This window comes from Pseudarthrobacter sp. SL88 (genome assembly GCF_026672455.1).
In the GTDB taxonomy this organism is placed as follows: domain Bacteria; phylum Actinomycetota; class Actinomycetes; order Actinomycetales; family Micrococcaceae; genus Arthrobacter.
Genome location: NZ_JAPPRD010000001.1, coordinates 2,713,513 through 2,728,806, shown reverse-complemented (window position 1 = coordinate 2,728,806; position 15,294 = coordinate 2,713,513). Strand labels below are relative to the sequence as shown.

13 protein-coding genes and 1 tRNA gene are annotated in these 15,294 nt (G+C 66.3%); 8 read left to right on the top strand and 6 right to left on the bottom strand.

Going from position 1 to position 15,294, the window contains the following annotated elements; translation table 11 throughout:
• From OVA06_RS12335 to OVA06_RS12305, 7 genes are all read left to right on the top strand, one after another.
• Positions 1 to 672 carry a DUF501 domain-containing protein gene (locus tag OVA06_RS12335; protein WP_056082001.1) on the top strand — a complete coding sequence of 224 codons (672 nt, stop codon included), beginning with the start codon at positions 1 to 3 and terminating at the stop codon, positions 670 to 672.
• Positions 669 to 1,616 (top strand): Ppx/GppA phosphatase family protein, encoded by a 948-nt coding sequence (locus OVA06_RS12330; RefSeq protein WP_261620612.1) that lies wholly within the window; start codon positions 669 to 671, stop codon positions 1,614 to 1,616. Before OVA06_RS12335 ends, OVA06_RS12330 begins: the two co-directional genes overlap by 4 nt.
• Before the next feature lie 4 nt (positions 1,617 to 1,620).
• Complete coding sequence (locus OVA06_RS12325) at positions 1,621 to 2,997, top strand: S8 family serine peptidase (RefSeq protein WP_268158599.1); 1,377 nt, start codon at positions 1,621 to 1,623, stop codon at positions 2,995 to 2,997.
• Positions 2,998 to 3,057: 60 nt separating this feature from the next.
• Positions 3,058 to 4,518 carry an NAD(P)/FAD-dependent oxidoreductase gene (locus OVA06_RS12320; RefSeq protein WP_056082368.1) on the top strand — a complete coding sequence of 487 codons (1,461 nt, stop codon included), beginning with the start codon at positions 3,058 to 3,060 and terminating at the stop codon, positions 4,516 to 4,518.
• 102 nt (positions 4,519 to 4,620) lie between these two features.
• On the top strand, positions 4,621 to 5,565 hold the full coding sequence (locus OVA06_RS12315) for an N-acetyltransferase (RefSeq protein ID WP_268158594.1): 945 nt from the start codon (positions 4,621 to 4,623) through the stop codon (positions 5,563 to 5,565).
• Between the two features lie 20 nt (positions 5,566 to 5,585).
• A tRNA-Leu gene (locus OVA06_RS12310) sits at positions 5,586 to 5,659 on the top strand.
• Between the two features lie 220 nt (positions 5,660 to 5,879).
• On the top strand, positions 5,880 to 7,235 hold the full coding sequence (locus tag OVA06_RS12305) for an ABC transporter substrate-binding protein (RefSeq protein ID WP_268158592.1): 1,356 nt from the start codon (positions 5,880 to 5,882) through the stop codon (positions 7,233 to 7,235).
• Positions 7,236 to 7,301: 66 nt separating this feature from the next.
• Here OVA06_RS12305 and OVA06_RS12300 read toward each other — a convergent pair whose 3' ends face one another.
• From OVA06_RS12300 to OVA06_RS12285, 4 genes are read right to left on the bottom strand one after another with little or no spacing between them, the layout of a single operon-like run.
• Positions 7,302 to 8,075, bottom strand: a complete 774-nt coding sequence (locus OVA06_RS12300; protein ID WP_268158590.1) for an ABC transporter ATP-binding protein — start codon at positions 8,073 to 8,075, stop codon at positions 7,302 to 7,304.
• On the bottom strand, positions 8,072 to 9,169 hold the full coding sequence (locus OVA06_RS12295) for an ABC transporter ATP-binding protein (protein WP_056081982.1): 1,098 nt from the start codon (positions 9,167 to 9,169) through the stop codon (positions 8,072 to 8,074). The genes OVA06_RS12300 and OVA06_RS12295 overlap by 4 nt, the downstream gene beginning before the upstream one ends.
• A gap of 2 nt (positions 9,170 to 9,171) precedes the next feature.
• On the bottom strand, positions 9,172 to 10,140 hold the full coding sequence (locus OVA06_RS12290; RefSeq protein WP_268158588.1) for a branched-chain amino acid ABC transporter permease: 969 nt from the start codon (positions 10,138 to 10,140) through the stop codon (positions 9,172 to 9,174).
• A gap of 9 nt (positions 10,141 to 10,149) precedes the next feature.
• Positions 10,150 to 11,445 (bottom strand): branched-chain amino acid ABC transporter permease, encoded by a 1,296-nt coding sequence (locus OVA06_RS12285; protein ID WP_268158586.1) that lies wholly within the window; start codon positions 11,443 to 11,445, stop codon positions 10,150 to 10,152.
• Positions 11,446 to 11,893: 448 nt separating this feature from the next.
• On the opposite strand from OVA06_RS12285, the gene OVA06_RS12280 reads away from it, so the two are divergent.
• Positions 11,894 to 12,808, top strand: coding sequence for a Bax inhibitor-1/YccA family protein (locus tag OVA06_RS12280; protein WP_268158584.1), 915 nt, complete (start codon positions 11,894 to 11,896; stop codon positions 12,806 to 12,808).
• Between the two features lie 112 nt (positions 12,809 to 12,920).
• On the opposite strand, the gene galK is transcribed toward OVA06_RS12280, so the two are convergent.
• Both galK and galT read right to left on the bottom strand, forming a co-directional pair.
• Positions 12,921 to 14,108 carry a galactokinase gene (galK, locus tag OVA06_RS12275; RefSeq protein WP_268158582.1) on the bottom strand — a complete coding sequence of 396 codons (1,188 nt, stop codon included), beginning with the start codon at positions 14,106 to 14,108 and terminating at the stop codon, positions 12,921 to 12,923.
• Positions 14,105 to 15,253: a galactose-1-phosphate uridylyltransferase gene (gene galT, locus OVA06_RS12270; protein ID WP_268158580.1), complete on the bottom strand. Its 1,149-nt coding sequence runs from the start codon at positions 15,251 to 15,253 to the stop codon at positions 14,105 to 14,107. The genes galK and galT overlap by 4 nt, the downstream gene beginning before the upstream one ends.
• Between the last annotated feature and the right edge of the window lie 41 nt (positions 15,254 to 15,294).

Below are 15,294 nucleotides of genomic sequence, written 5' to 3'. Positions count from 1 at the left end.
GTGGAAAACAGCACGGCAGCCGCCCGGGAGAACTCCCGCCAACCATCCGCACATGACCTGGACGTATTGAGCCGGCAGCTGGGACGACCCGTCCGCGATGTGGTGGAAATCCCTGCCCGCTGCGTCTGCGGCAATCCGCTGGTGGCGGCCACCGCCCCTCGGCTGGGCAACGGCACCCCGTTCCCCACCACGTTCTACCTGACGCACCCCGTCATCACGTCCGCGGTCTCGCGGCTTGAGGCGGCCGGCGTCATGAACGAGATGAACGGCGAACTGGCCAGCGACGACCAGCTTGCTGCCGCCTACCGTTCCGCCCATGAGGCCTACCTGGCCGCCCGCGATGCCATCGGGGAGCGGTCCGGGATCGGCGCCGTCCCCGAAATCGACGGCGTCTCCGCCGGCGGTATGCCCACCCGCGTCAAGTGCCTCCACGTCCTGGTGGGCCACTCCCTGGCCGCAGGACCCGGCGTCAACCCCCTCGGTGACGAGGCGCTGGTCCGCATCCAGGAATGGTGGACCGCGGACCGCTGCTACTGCGACGGCGCCTGGGACTCCACGGGGGAGGCTCCGTCGAAGGACCTCAGCCGGCATGGACCTCAGGGCCTGCCCGGCATCGTGGGCCGGCCGGCGCCGGTGCGGAAATCCGCCACAGCCGCGGAGGCCCCGGAATGACCCGTGTGGCCGCCATCGACTGCGGCACCAACTCCATCCGCCTGCTCATCGCCGACATTGACCGGAGCACCGGCACCCCCCGCCTCACGGACGTCGTCCGGGAAATGCGCGTGGTCCGGCTCGGGGAAGGCGTGGACGCTACTGGAGAGTTCACCCAGGGCGCACTGGAACGCACCTTCGCGGCCACCGCTGACTATGCGGCGCTCATCCGCCGGCACGGCGCCGGGACAATCCGGTTCGTGGCGACGTCCGCCAGCCGGGACGCCCGGAACCGGGACGTCTTCGTGGACGGCATCCGAGACCTGCTGGGCGTGGCCCCCGAGGTGATCTCCGGAAACGAGGAGGCCGCGCTGTCCTTCGCCGGGGCCAGCAGCGTCCTGCCCATCCTGGACGGCCATGAGGTGCTGGTAGTTGACCTCGGCGGTGGAAGCACCGAGTTTGTGCTGGGTACCGCAGCCGGCGTCACCGCGGCCCGGTCCGTGGATATCGGCTGCGTCCGCCTGACCGAGCGGCACCTGCGGGACGATCCGCCAACCCCCGAACAAATAGCCGCTGCGGAAGCCGACGTGGACGAAGCCATTGCCCTCGCCGGCCGCGAGGTGCCGCTGGAACGCGCCACCGCCGTCGTCGGCGTTGCAGGCTCCATCACCACCATCACGGCGCACGCGCTCGGGCTGACCGAGTACTCGCCGGACGCCATCCACGGCGCCGAACTGCCCATCGACAAGGTGCGGGACGCGTCGTCGGACCTTCTGGGCATGGTCCGCGCGGACCGTGCAGCGCTGCCGTACATGCATCCCGGGCGGGTGGACGTCATCGGCGCCGGGGGACTGGTGTGGCGCCGCATCCTGGAACAGGTGAACGGGCTCTCAGGCGGCCGGGTCACCACCGCAACGGCGAGTGAACACGACATCCTCGACGGCATTGCCCTGAGCATCGGCTGATTCCATGGTTTCCTCACCTGTATCCGTACTCCGGAGGTCGGGGTCGGCGGTGCTGGCCCTTGTCCTGGTGGCCTGCTGCCTCTTCGCCGGCCTCGTGGCCGCTCCGGCCGCCCACGCCGACGACTGGCGCGACAAGCAATACTGGCTTGCCGAGTCCGGCGTCACCAAGGCATGGGAGGTGTCCAAGGGAGCCGGCGTCAAGGTGGCCGTCATCGACAGCGGCGTGGACGCCCAGCACCCGGACCTCAAAGGCGCCGTGGTGGGAGGCTATGACGCCTCCGGCGCCGGCCAGCCCGACGGGCAGAAGAGCGTCGGCTCCAAGCCGGAACACGGCACCCTTGTAGCCACTATGCTGGCCGGACGCGGCCACCAGCCTGCCACCGCCAGCCCCAAACCGTCGCCCGGTGCTGGCACCCAGGGGCCGGACGGCATCGTGGGTGTGGCCCCGGAGGCTGAGATCCTCTCCGTCTCCACCTGGCTGGGGTCAACCAACCCCTCGGGCAAGAGCGACCAGGACCAGATCCCGGAGGCTGTCCGCTGGGCCGTGGACAACGGAGCCAAGGTCATCAACATTTCCCTCGGCAGCACCACCCCGCAGTGGCCGCAGAGCTGGGACGCCGCCTTCCTCTACGCCGAACAGAAAGACGTGGTCATCGTGGCGGCTGCCGGCAACCGCGTGGGCGGCAACATCCAGGTGGGCGCGCCCGCCACCATTCCCGGTGTCCTGACGGTTGCCGGGCTGGACCGCAAGAACACGGCCAGCGTGGACGCGTCATCCCAGGGCATCAGCATCGGCGTCGCAGCCCCCGCCGAGGACCTGTTGGGCGGGCTTCCGGGGGGCGGCTACGCGGAATGGGCAGGAACGTCCGGTTCCACGCCCATCGTCTCGGGCGTGGCAGCGCTGATCCGGTCCAAATGGCCGTCCATGAGCGCCGAGCAGGTCATCAACCGCATTGTCACCACCGCCAAGGACGCCGGCGTTCCGGGGAAAGACCCGCTGTACGGCTACGGGATCCTCAACGCCGAGGCCGCGCTCAAGGACGACGTGCCCCAGGCGTCCAGCAACCCGCTGGGTTCGGTGGCCGAATGGATCCGCGTCCACCGCCGCGGCAACCTGGCCACCCCTGCGCCGCTGCCCACCGCGGACGTGCCCAGCGCGGTGCCCACGCTTCCCGAAGCGACGGTGCCCGCGGCCGAGGCGCCCTCGCAGCGGGACAGTGCGATCAGCGCCGCCGTCGTGATCGGTTTCGGGGTTCTATTCCTCGCGATCATCGCCGCGGCCGCCGTCCAGTTGACCAGGGCGGCCAAGAACCCCGCATTGGCGCGTGACGATACCGAAACGGGGGTCCTGGACAGGGTGGATTCCGAACGGAAGCCGTAGCGTTACGGGTGGCTGACGCAGTTAGTGAAGATTTTCACAAACTGGGCTATCCTTGAAGGCATGGCAACCACCCCACAGCTCCAGGACCGTCCCAGGGTGCTCGTCGTCGGCGGCGGGTACGTCGGCCTGTACGTAGCACTCAAACTGCAGAAGAAGATCGCGAATGCAGGTGGCATCGTCACCGTCGTTGATCCGCTGCCCTACATGACTTACCAGCCGTTCCTTCCCGAGGTGGCAGGCGGCAACATCGAGGCCCGCCATGCCGTGGTGTCCCACCGCAAGCACCTCAAGCAGTCCGAACTGATCCAGGGCCGCGTCACCGCGATCGACCACGCCAACCGCACGGCCGTGGTGGCTCCGTCCGACGGTGGTGAGACCTTCGAGGTTCCCTACTTCGACGTCGTCCTGGCTGCCGGCGCCATCACCCGCACGTTCCCCATTAAGGGCCTCGCGGACAAGGGCATCGGCCTGAAGACCATCGAGGAAGCCGTTGCACTGCGCAACAAGGTCCTCGAGCGCATTGAGCTCGGCTCCACCATGACCGATCCTGCGGCCCGGGCCAAGGCACTCACCTTCGTCGTTGTCGGCGGCGGTTTCGCAGGCATCGAATGCATCACCGAGATGGAGGACATGGCCCGCGCCGCTGTCCGCAACAACCCCCGGGTGAAGCAGGAGGAAGTCCGCTTCGTCCTGGTTGAGGCCATGGGCCGCATCATGCCCGAGGTCACGGCCCCGCAGGCAGAGTGGGTTGTGGAGCACCTCCGCAGCCGCGGCATCGAGGTCCTGCTCAACACCTCGCTGGACAGCGCTGAAGGCGCCCTGAAGCTCATCAACCTCCCGGACAAGAGCCCGGCGCAGGAATTCGAAGCCGATACCCTCGTGTGGACCGCCGGCGTCCAGGCCAACCCCATGGTCCGCTCCACCGACTTCCCGCTGGAACCCCGCGGGCGCGTCCGCGTCCTCCCGGACCTGCGCATCGGCGGCGACGAAGGCATCGTCGAGAATGCCTGGGCTGCCGGCGACATCTCGGCCGTTCCGGACCTCACCGGCAAGGGCCTGCCTGACGGCACCTGCGTCCCCAACGCCCAGCATGCACTCCGCCAGGCCAAGCGCCTCGCGAAGAACCTGTGGGCCTCCCGCTGGGACAAGCCGCTGAAGGACTACAAGCACAAGAACCTTGGTGCTGTGGCCGGCTTCGGCGAATGGAAGGGCGTCGCCAACATCAACCTGCTGGGCCGCATCGGCCTGAAGGGCCCGCTGGCCTGGCTGGCACACCGCGGTTACCACGGCATGGCCATGCCCACGTTCGAGCGCAAATTCCGCGTGGTCCTGAACTGGATCATCGCCTTCTTCGCCGGCCGCGACACCACGCAGCTGCTGGACCTGGACAACCCGCGTGGCGCCTTCGTTGCTGCCGCCACCCCGGCACCCAAGCCCGCTGCGGCTCCTGCTCCTGCGGCCCCGGCCGCCGGCTCCTCCGTGGTGGAACCGAAGGAACCGGTCGCGGCCCAGGCCAAGTAACCGGCTTCGCACCACAAACGCAAACGGCGGCTGCCCCCCAACGGGGGCAGCCGCCGTTTGCGTTTGTGCTGCGCGGCCGGACCCGCCTCCTAGACTGGCCTCATGACAGCCGAAAAGAACCTCCAGTCCCTGTTGGCGGGGATGCGCCCCGTACAGCGGGACGGCGAGTACGTCTACGTCCTCTGGCCCCACGGCAGGCCCCTTGAGGGCCTTATTGAGGCGGCCGTCCGCGAGGCCGAAGGGCTGACTGTGGTCCTGCCCCGCGCGGAGGCGGACCGGCTGGGCCTTCCCTACGACTTCGTGGCAGCGTGGATCACGCTGGAAATCCACTCGGCACTGGAAGCCGTAGGCCTCACCGCCGCAGTGGCAAGGGCCCTGACGGACGCCGGCATCAGCTGCAATGTCCTGGCCGGGTTCCATCACGACCATCTCCTGGTCCCAGCGGCAGACGCGCAGCGGGCCCTGCAGGTGCTGGCCGATCTTTCCGCCGAAAGCCGGGAGGCGCCGCGGCCCGGCCTGCGGCTGCGCACCGAAACCCCCGCGGACCGGGACGCCATCCTGGCGCTGACCGCCGAGGCATTTGCCGTCTCCCCGGCAACCGGACTTCCTGCAGTAGGGGAGCCCGTCGAAGTGAAGATCCTGCGGGCGCTGTTCGACGCTGATGAATACCTTCCGGAACTCAGCGTGGTGGCTGTGCTGGGCGACGAAGTGGTGGGCCACGTCATCAGCACCCGGGGCTGGGTGGGCAGCCATGAACTGCTCGGACTGGGCCCGATCAGCGTGACGCCCAGGCTCCAGCGCCAGGGCATCGGGTCAGCCTTGATGACGGAGAGCATCGCCAGGGCCAACGTTGCGGGGGAGAGCGGCATCGCGCTCCTCGGCAGCACCGAGTACTACCCCAGGTTCGGATTCGTGCCGGCGGCGTCCCTCGGTGTGCTGCCGCCGGATGAGGCGTGGGGCGGGCACTTCCAGCTCCTGCCGCTGGCGCTGTGGCCGGGCGGCGTGCACGGGACGTTCCGGTACGCCGAACCGTTCGAGCGCTTCTGACGGGATACCATTGATCCGGCGCCCCAGTAGCCCAATTGGCAGAGGCATCGGACTTAAAATCCGCGTGTTGTGGGTTCGAGTCCCACCTGGGGTACGGGGCAGAGGATGCCCTCCAAGCGGCACCGAATCGAAGGAAGCCGCCCGCACTGCGGGCGGCTTCCTTTGTTTAATTTCGCATATGCAACGACTGTTATAAGGATGTGACCTCAGTCACTTATCTTCGCCTGCGATTTGCATTAGCTTGAAGCTAAATCAGGAACACCTGATTTTTCGCGTCAAAGGCCGTTCGCACCTTTAGATCGAGGAGCTCGTAAATGACTTTATTCCCCCAGGCGGGAACCCGCGCTGCCAAGCTGACAGCGCTTGGCATCGGCGTCGCCTTCATGGTGACAGCGTGCGGCGGTTCGTCCACACCCACGACGTCCGAGTCCGCTTCCTCCGCATCAGCCGGAGGCATCGCGTGCCCCGCACCGGAAACCGGAGGGGGTGCCGCAGCCACGCAGAGCGCGGCGCCGGCAGCTGTTCCGCCGTCCACCGGCAGCACGGAGACTCCGCTCAAGATCGGCTCGCTGCTGCCCACCACCGGATCCCTGGCCTTCCTCGGCCCGCCCGAAATCGCCGGTGTGAACCTCGGCATCAAGGAAGTCAATGACGCCGGCGGCGTGCTGGGCAAGCCGGTGGAAGTGATTCACCGCGACTCCGGTGACACCAAGACGGACATCGCCACCCAGTCCACCTCCGCATTGCTCGGCCAGGGTGTCAGCGCCGTCATTGGCGCCGCATCGTCGGGCGTATCCAAGACGGTCATCAACCAGATCACCGGTGCAGGCGTTATCCAGTTCTCGCCGGCCAACACTTCCCCGGACTTCACCACCTGGGATGACAAGGGCCTGTACTGGCGCACCGCACCGTCCGATGTCCTCCAAGGCAAGGTCCTGGGCAACTACATGGCAACGTGTGGCGCCCAGACCGTCGGCATGGTGGTCCTGAACGATGCCTACGGCACCGGCCTGGCCAAGAACATCAAGGAATCCTTCGAGGCGGCCGGCGGCCAGGTTGTTGCCGAGGAGCTCTTCAATGAAGGTGACAGCCAGTTCAGCAGCCAGGTGGACAAGGTACTTGCCGCCAAGCCGGACGCCATCGCCCTGATCACCTTCGACCAGGCCAAGAGCATCGTTCCGCTGATGACCGGCAAGGGAGTCAAGCCCACCCAGATGTTCCTGGTGGACGGCAACACCTCCGACTACAGCAAGGACTTCCAGGCCGGCACCCTGAAGGGCGCCCGGGGCACCATCCCCGGCACGTTCGCGCAGGACGCCTTCAAGAAGAAGCTCCTCGCCATTGATCCGGCACTGAAGGACTACAGCTACGCCGGTGAGTCCTACGACGCCGTCAACCTGATCTCCCTGGCCGCTGAAGCTGCCAGGAGCACCAAGGGGACGGACATCGCCGCGAAGCTGAAGGAAGTTTCGGAGGGCGGCGAGAAGTGCACGTCCTACGCCGCCTGCGTCACCCTGCTCCGCGAGGGCAAGGACATCGACTACGACGGCCAGTCCGGTCCGGTGACCTTCTCCGACGCCGGTGACCCCACCGAGGCGTACATCGGTATCTACGAGTACCAGGACGACAACAAGTACACGGCAGTCAAGGAAGAGTTCGGCAAGCTCTAACCTTTCGCAGGCACAAAGAAGCCCCCGTCCATCCGGACGGGGGCTTCTTTGTGCCTGTGCTTCGAACTACTCGACGGTGTCCGCCAGGGTGCCCAGGTACAGCTGGATCACCTTGGGGTCCTTCATCAGCTCCCGGCCGGTACCGGTGTACGCGTCCCGGCCCTGGTCCAGCACATAGCCGCGGTCGCAGATCTGCAGGCAGCGGCGGGCGTTCTGTTCCACCATGATCACGGAAACGCCGGCACGGTTGATTTCATGAACGCGGAGGAAGGTCTCATCCTGCTTGACGGGGGAGAGCCCGGCTGAGGGCTCGTCCAGCAGCAGGACTGCGGGATCCATCATCAGCGCGCGGCCCATGGCCACCATCTGGCGCTCGCCGCCGGAGAGGGAACCGGCCCGCTGGGAGCGGCGCTTGCCGAGTTCCGGAAAAAGCCCGGTGACAAAGCCGAACCGCTCGGCAAAGTCCTTGGGCCGCTGGAACATGCCCATCTGGAGGTTCTCTTCGATGGTGAGGGCCGCAAAGACATTGTTGGTCTGCGGAACGAAGCCGACGCCGCGGGTCACCAGCTTGTTGGCCTTCAGCCCGGTAATGTCCTGGCCGCGGACCACCACGGTGCCGGAGTGGACCTTCACCAGGCCAAACATGGCTTTGAGGAGGGTCGACTTGCCGGCGCCGTTGGGCCCGATGATGCCGATCAGCTCGCCCTTCCGGGCTTCAATGCTGCAGCCGTTCAGGATGTTGACGCCCGGAATGTATCCGGCCACGAGGTCGGTGACCTTGACGACTGCTTCGCCGTCGTCCACGGGCTGGGCGGCCGGTGCCGCGCTGGTGCTGCTCATTGGGTGTCCCTGTCTGTGTGGTCGTTCCCATCGGTTTCGGCGTCCCTGTGCGCGCGCCTGCCGCGTTGTCCGTCACCGGGGGACGGTTCCTCCGGGCTGGCGGTGCCGGCCTCGTCCCCGACAACGTCCAGGGAGATGATCCCGGCGTTTTCGGTTCCAACAATGGACTCGTCGTCGGCCACGAGTTCGGCAGCGAGCTCCTTGATGCCCTCGGCGTCACCGAGGTCCACGTCATGGTGGGCGCCGAGGTAGGCGTCGATGACGGCGGGATTTTTCATGACGTCGCCGGGCGGGCCTTCGGCGACAACCTTGCCCTCCGCCATGACCACCACCCAGTCCGCGATGTGCCGGACCATGTGCATGTCGTGTTCAACGAACAGGACGGTCATGCCGTCGGCCTTCAGGTTCTTGATGTGGTCCAGCAGGGACTGCGTCAGTGCCGGATTGACGCCGGCCATCGGTTCGTCGAGCATCACCAGCTTGGGCCGCACCATGAGGGACCGTGCCATCTCCAGGAGCTTGCGCTGTCCGCCGGAGAGCGACGCGGCGTAGTCGTCCTTCTTGGCGTCGAGTTTGAACTTCTCCAGCAGGACGTCCGCCTGGGCCGTGATCTCCTTTTCGCGGCCGCCCCAGATGCCCTTGAACAGGGCTTTGGCGAGGCTTTCGCCGGGCTGGTTGGACGCTCCCAGACGCATGTTTTCCATGACTGTCAGTTTGCCCATTACCTTGGTGAGCTGGAACGTGCGGACCATGCCCATGCGGGCCACTTTGTAGGGCGATACCCCCGCGAGGCTGTGGCCTTCAAACTGCCACTTCCCGGTGTTGGGGGTATCAAAGCCGGTCAACAGGTTGAAGAGGGTGGTCTTGCCGGCACCATTCGGGCCGATCAGGGCGGTGATCTTGTGCCGCGGGATCTCCAGGTAGTCCACATCCACGGCGTTGATGCCGCCGAAGCTGCGGGTGACGTTCTCCGCCACCACTATCGGATCCCGCTTCTTGCAGCCCGGCCCGGTTTCACCCGCTGCGATGGGGCGGCTGTCGGTCATGTAGTCCGGCGCCGCGGCACCGGACGTTTCAGGGATTTCATTGTGCATGCTCACGCGAACGCCAGCTCCTTCTTGTTTCCGAAGACGCCCTGCGGCCTGAAGATCATCAACAGCATCAGGGCCACGCCCACCAGGATGTAGCGCAGCTGCCCGGCCTGGACGGTGTTCAGCCACGTAACGGCACCGGACTCAATGAGGCCGTAGAGGATGCCCTGTGTCAGGGAGAGGACAACCCAGAAGATCATGGCCCCGATGACCGGGCCAAGGACCGTGCCCAGGCCGCCCAGCAGGAGGCAGGTGTAGAGGAAGAACGTCAGTTCCGTGCCGTAGTTGGCAGGCTGCACGGCACCGCGGGGCAGCGTGAAGATCATGCCCGCCAAGGCACCGAGGATGCCTCCGATGACGAGGGCCTGCATCTTGTAGGCGTAGACGTTCTTGCCCAGGGACCGGACGGCGTTCTCGTCCTCGCGGATGCCCTTCAGCACCCGGCCCCAGGGGCTGCGCATCAGCAGCCACACGAGGGTGCAGCAGATGGCCACCAGGGCCCAGCCCACCACGCGGATGAAGAAGTCGCGGTTGTTCATGCCGAAGTACGAGCCCTCAGGGAACGGGTTCATGGCGTAGAAGCTGCCTTCAAACGCCGCCAGGCCGTTGGCCGAGCCGGTGACCGCAGTGAGCTGGTTGGTGGTGACGATGTAGCGCACGATTTCCGCGGCGGCGATGGTCACGATGGCCAGGTAGTCGGCCCGGAGACGGAGGGTGGGGATACCGAGCAGCAGTGCAAAGACCGCGGAGGCGGCAATGGCGATGAGCAGTCCCACGAAGAACGGGACCCCGAAGGTCAGGGTGGAGATCGCGAACCCGTATGCGCCCACGGCCATGAAGCCGGCCTGGCCGAAGTTCAGCAGGCCCGAATAGCCGAAGTGGACGGCGAGCCCGAGGGCAGCCATGGCGTAGGCGGCCGTGGTGGGGCTGAAGATCTCGCCGGCGGCGCTGGAAAGAATGAAGCCAAAATCCATGTCTGTTTCCTAACCCACGCGCTCGCGGCGGCCCAGGATGCCCTGTGGCCGGAACAAGAGGACAACGATCATGATGAACAAAGCTCCCACGTATTTGAGGTCGGCGGCGAGGCCGAACACGGTGGTCAGCTCCACGAAAATGCCGACGATGATGGAACCGATCAGGGCGCCGAAGACGGTTCCCAGGCCGCCGAGGGTCACACCGGCGAAGATGAGCAGCAGGATGGCCGAGCCCATGTCGAAAGTGACGCCCGGCCGGTAGTAGGCCCAGAGGATGCCGCCAAGGGAAGCGAGCATGCCGCCGGTGATCCACACCAGCCGGATGACAGCGTCCACGTCAATGCCTGACGCGGCAGCCAGCGCGGGGTTGTCCGCCACTGCGCGGGTGGCCTTGCCAAGCCTGGTTTTCAGCAGCACGATGCCGATCAGGGCAATGACCACCGCGCTGATGCCCAGGGACCACAGGTTGTTCGGCGAAATGGAAACCGGGCCGATCTGAACCTCGGGGCTTTGGGCGTAAGGCAGCTGCTGGGTGGCGCCGCCGAAGTAGAACTGGATCACGTAGCGGACCGCGAGGGCCAGGCCGATGCTGACGATCATCATGGGGACCAGGCCCGTGCCGCGGCGGCGCAGTGGCCGCCAAAGCCCGCGGTCCTGGGCATAACCGAACAGGCCGCCGCCCACCAGCGACAGGATCAGGGATAGCCAGAAGGGAAGCCCGATGGCGTTGAAGCCGAAAACGAGGACCGCGCCAAGGGTCACCATCTCGCCGTGGGCGAAGTTGGTGAGGCCGGTGGTGCCGAAGATCAGGGACAGGCCAACCGATGCCAGGGCGAGGAGCAGGCCAAAGCTCAGGCCCGCCACCAGCCGGTTGAGGAGGTTCTGGCCGAAGTCCTGCTGCTGCACCACGATGCCTTTGCCGAAGGCGAAGATCACCGAGAGGTTGGAGGTCTGGCTGAACGTCACGTCGCGGGGATTATCCTGGCCGTCGGCCAGCTTGATGCCCTCGGGAAGCGTGGATTCATCCAGTTCCACCGTGTAGGTGCCTTGCTCCGGCACGCCGATGTTCCAGGCACCGTTGGCCGATGACTTGGCAGTGCCGGTGAAATCACCCTTCTTTGCCGTGATGGTCACATCCGCCAGGGGTGCGCGGGAGTCGTCACGGAGGAACCCGCTGATGTTGTTCTGGAAGGTCTGATTCGACGGGGATGGTGTCGGTGACGGGGAAGCGGCCTGACTCGCCGGTCCGGCCACCAGGAGGATTGCGAAGATGGAAGCGCCAATGGCTCCCAACAGTCTCAGCAAACCGAGGCGCCTTCCGGCCCGCTGGCCTTGGGGTGTACTTCTCAAATTGATAACCTCCACTTGGGGGCGGTCTAGGCCGCGCCATTGCAGCCGCTGCGAACGGTCGCAGGGCGGGGAAAAATGCCATGACGCCCGACACCCACGAGTGTGAGTTCCGTCACCCTGCTTGGCTTATGCTACAGCGCATCAGAACCGGTGAATGCCGTGGTCCAGGCCATATTGGTAGCGATCGGATAACAACTGCGGGGCCTGCGGCTGCGATGTGGCGCGGATCGTGGGAAACAACCTTTGTTGAGTAGCGGTGTCTCCAGGCACGCAGCCTGTCCACCCGCAGGTCACGGTTGTATTGCAAGGAGGGGCGGCGGGAACTTTAGGGGAGCCGGCTACGTGGGAATTGGTAGCGTAAACCTTAAGATCCATCACACACCCAGCATGGAGGAATCCCGCAATGGCACTTGGCGGAAACCCGATCTTCAACGGAAAGAGCTTCCGTGGAGCCACCCAGGCACCGCCTGCCCCGCAGGCCTACGGCGGCGCCCCTTACGGCCAGCAGGCTTACGGCCAGCAGGCTTACGGCCAGCAGCCGTACGCCCAGGCACCCTATGGCCAGCAGTCCTGGAACACCCAGCCGCAGGGCATGACGGACAACCAGCTCCAGGACATGTACAACCAGCCGTCGGCGGGCCCGGCGGATACCGGGCGGATGACCTTCGATGACGTGATCGTCAAGACGGCGGCATGCCTCGGCGTTGTCATCCTCGGCGCGGCAGTCACCCTGACCGTCGGTTTGGGGCTCGCGTCGATGCTCATGATCGTCGGCGCCCTCGGCGGCTTCGTCCTTGCCCTCGTCAACACGTTCAAGAAGCAGCCTTCCCCTGCGTTGATCCTTGCGTACGCCGGCCTTGAGGGACTTTTCCTTGGCGGCCTGACCCGCATCCTTGATACCCAGTACCCGGGCGTTGGCCTGCAGGCAGTGGTGGGCACGCTCTCCGTGTTTGCCGTCACCCTGCTGCTGTTCAAGAGCGGCAAGGTCCGTGCGACCCCCAAGGCCATGCGTTTCTTCATGATCGCCCTTGGCGGTTACGCCCTGTTCTCGGTGGTCAACCTGGTCATGATGCTGACCGGCGTCACTCAGGAGCCGTTCGGCCTGCGCAGCGGAGTGATTGGCGTTGTTATCGGCCTGCTTGCCATTGGCCTCGCCGCTTTCTCGCTGATCATGGACTTCACCAGCATTGAAGCCGGCGTCCGCAGCGGCGCCCCGCAGCGCTTCTCCTGGACCGCGGCCTTCGGCCTGACGGTCACGCTGGTCTGGCTCTACGTGGAGATCATCCGCCTGCTGGCCATCCTCCGCGGAGACGACTAGCACCGAAGGCGGCGGCCGCCGTCGTCCGATCCTTTAAACAGAACAGGCCCACCTTGCGGTGGGCCTGTTCTGTTTAAAGGACTAACCGTTGGCCGGCCGGCCGGTCAGGTTGTCAGGCGACGCGCATGGCGCCCGCTGCAGGGGAGACAGTGAAGATGTCCGGTGCGGCATAGCCTGCCCCGGCGAAAGCGCGGACGACGGCGGCACGCACCTTTTCTTCGGAAGCGACGGGTGTCAGTGCGATCGCCGCACCCCCGAAACCGCCCCCGGTCATCCGCGCCCCGATGGCCCCGTTGGCGCGCGAGGTGTCCACGGCGAGGTCCAACTCCGGACAGGAGATTTCAAAGTCATCCCGCATGGATGCGTGGCTGGCATCCAGCAGGGTGCCGATAGCGGCGGGCCCCTCGGCGGCCAGGCGCTCGACCGTCTGCAGTACGCGGTCGTTCTCCGTGACTACGTGGCGCACGCGCCGGAACGTCACCTCGTCCAGCAGCCCGCTGGCTTCCTCAAGGTCACCGACCTGGACGTCGCGCAGCGCCTTGACCCCCATGACCTCGGCGCCGAGTTCGCAGGATGCGCGGCGCGAGGCGTACCCGCCGTCGGCGTGAGAGTGCGAGACCTTGGTGTCGATGACCAGCAGGACCAGCCCCGCAGGTTCCGTTTCGAACGGCACCAGGGTGGCGTTTTGGTCACGGCAATCCAGGAAGACCGCGTGGCCCTTGGCGCCCCGAAGGGACGCGGACTGGTCCATGATGCCGGTGGGAGCCCCCACGAAGTCGTTTTCGGCCCGCTGCGTGGCCAGGACCATGTCTTCCGCTGCCAGGCCTGCGCCGGTGAGCTCGTTGAGGGCGGTGACCACCGCGCACTCGATCGCGTGCGACGAGGACAGGCCTGCGCCGAGCGGAACATCCGAGTCCAGCAGCAGGTCGATTCCGGGAACGTCAATGCCGCGCTCGCGGAGGGCCCACATCACGCCGAGGGGATACTTGGTCCAGCCCTTGGCCGAGCCCGGCTCCAGGGCGTTGAGCGTGGTGGAAACCATGCCCTGGTCACCGTACGTTGACAGCAGCCGCACGGTGGAGTCCGGGCGGATGCCCACCGCTACCCGGGCAGTCCGGTCGATGGCGAACGGCAGCACGAAGCCCTCGTTGTAGTCAGTGTGCTCACCGATCAGGTTGACCCTGCCCGGTGCCTGCCAGATGCCTGCCGGGGAGGCGCCGAACTCCCGGGCAAAGCGGGCAGCCAGGTCCTGTGTACCTGGGGCGGCTGAATCGGCGGTGGGGTGGGGTGCGGCGCTCAAGCGGGAACTCCTTGGGACGGAGCGGCCTCGGCGGCCGCAGTGGCAGGTGCCGGAACCGTTGCGCGCAGCCGCTCGGCCACGCTTTCCGGTGTGGTGTCGTTGATGAAGGCGCCCATGGCTGCCTCGGATCCGGCAAGGTATTTCAGCTTATCCGCAGCGCGCCGGGGTGAGGTCAGCTGAAGGTGGAGGTATCCGGAGGCGCGGAGTTCGGGCTCCAGCGGAGCCTGGTGCCAGGCGGAGATGTACGGGGTGGGCGTGGGGTACAGGGCATCCACGCGCTTCAGCAGGTCCAGGTAGACCTGGGCAAGCTCGTCCTTCTCCTCCCCGCTCAGGGCCGCCAGGTCCGGAACGTGGCGGTGGGGGACCAGGTGGATTTCAAGCGGCCAGCGGGCGGCGAAGGGGACGTAGGCGCTGAAGTTCTCGCCTTCCATGACCATCCGGCTGCCGTCCTGCCGTTCTGCTTTGAGGAGGGAACCGGTCAGGGTTTCGCGGCCATCGTGCTTCCCGTAATGGCGCAGGGCGGCTGAACCCAGCACGCCCGCCCGGGGAGTGACATAGGGGTAGGCGTAGATCTGGCCGTGCGGGTGGTGGAGGGTGACGCCAATATCTGCGCCGCGGTTCTCGAAAGGAAACACCTGCTTGATGCCCGCCAGTGAGCTGAGCGCTTCCGTGCGCTGGGCCCAGGCCTCAATCACCGTCCGGGAGCGGGTTTCGCTGAGGGTGCTGAAGGAGCCCGTGTGCTCGGGCGTGAATGACACTACTTCGCAGCGGCCATAGGCCGGGCCCTTGGTTCCCCAGGCAGCGTTTTCCGGAACCGGACCGAGTGCGGGGCCGAGGGACGGGAAACGGTTCTCGAAGACCACAACGTCGTAGTCGGCCGCAGGAATCTCGGACGGGTTGTTAGGCGTGGTGGGGCAGATGGGGCACTGGTCCGCAGGCGGAAGGTGGGTACGGGTCTGGCGGTGCGCCGCCACTGCCACCCATTCGTCCGTAAGGGCATCGAAGCGGACCTCACCGGGCTCGCCCCGGGGTGGCAGGCCGCGCTGGTCGGTGGGCCCCGTGGCCCTCGCCGCATTGGTGCCCGGGTCATCAAAATAGATCAGCTCCCGGCCGTCGGAGAGTCTGGTGCTGGTGATCGCTGTCATGGGAAATATTTTCGCATGTTCAACCAAAAAAGAATAGTTAA

Excerpts from the sequence above, each read along its gene's own strand:
- OVA06_RS12330 (WP_261620612.1), top strand. The coding sequence starts at position 669 with ATGACCCGTGTGGCCGCCATCGACTGCGGCACCAACTCCATCCGCCTG.
- OVA06_RS12325 (WP_268158599.1), top strand. The coding sequence starts at position 1,621 with ATGGTTTCCTCACCTGTATCCGTACTCCGGAGGTCGGGGTCGGCGGTG.
- OVA06_RS12320 (WP_056082368.1), top strand. The coding sequence starts at position 3,058 with ATGGCAACCACCCCACAGCTCCAGGACCGTCCCAGGGTGCTCGTCGTC.
- OVA06_RS12315 (WP_268158594.1), top strand. The coding sequence starts at position 4,621 with ATGACAGCCGAAAAGAACCTCCAGTCCCTGTTGGCGGGGATGCGCCCC.
- OVA06_RS12305 (WP_268158592.1), top strand. The coding sequence starts at position 5,880 with ATGACTTTATTCCCCCAGGCGGGAACCCGCGCTGCCAAGCTGACAGCG.
- OVA06_RS12300 (WP_268158590.1), bottom strand. The coding sequence starts at position 8,075 with ATGAGCAGCACCAGCGCGGCACCGGCCGCCCAGCCCGTGGACGACGGC.
- OVA06_RS12295 (WP_056081982.1), bottom strand. The coding sequence starts at position 9,169 with ATGCACAATGAAATCCCTGAAACGTCCGGTGCCGCGGCGCCGGACTAC.
- OVA06_RS12290 (WP_268158588.1), bottom strand. The coding sequence starts at position 10,140 with ATGGATTTTGGCTTCATTCTTTCCAGCGCCGCCGGCGAGATCTTCAGC.
- OVA06_RS12280 (WP_268158584.1), top strand. The coding sequence starts at position 11,894 with ATGGCACTTGGCGGAAACCCGATCTTCAACGGAAAGAGCTTCCGTGGA.
- galT (WP_268158580.1), bottom strand. The coding sequence starts at position 15,253 with ATGACAGCGATCACCAGCACCAGACTCTCCGACGGCCGGGAGCTGATC.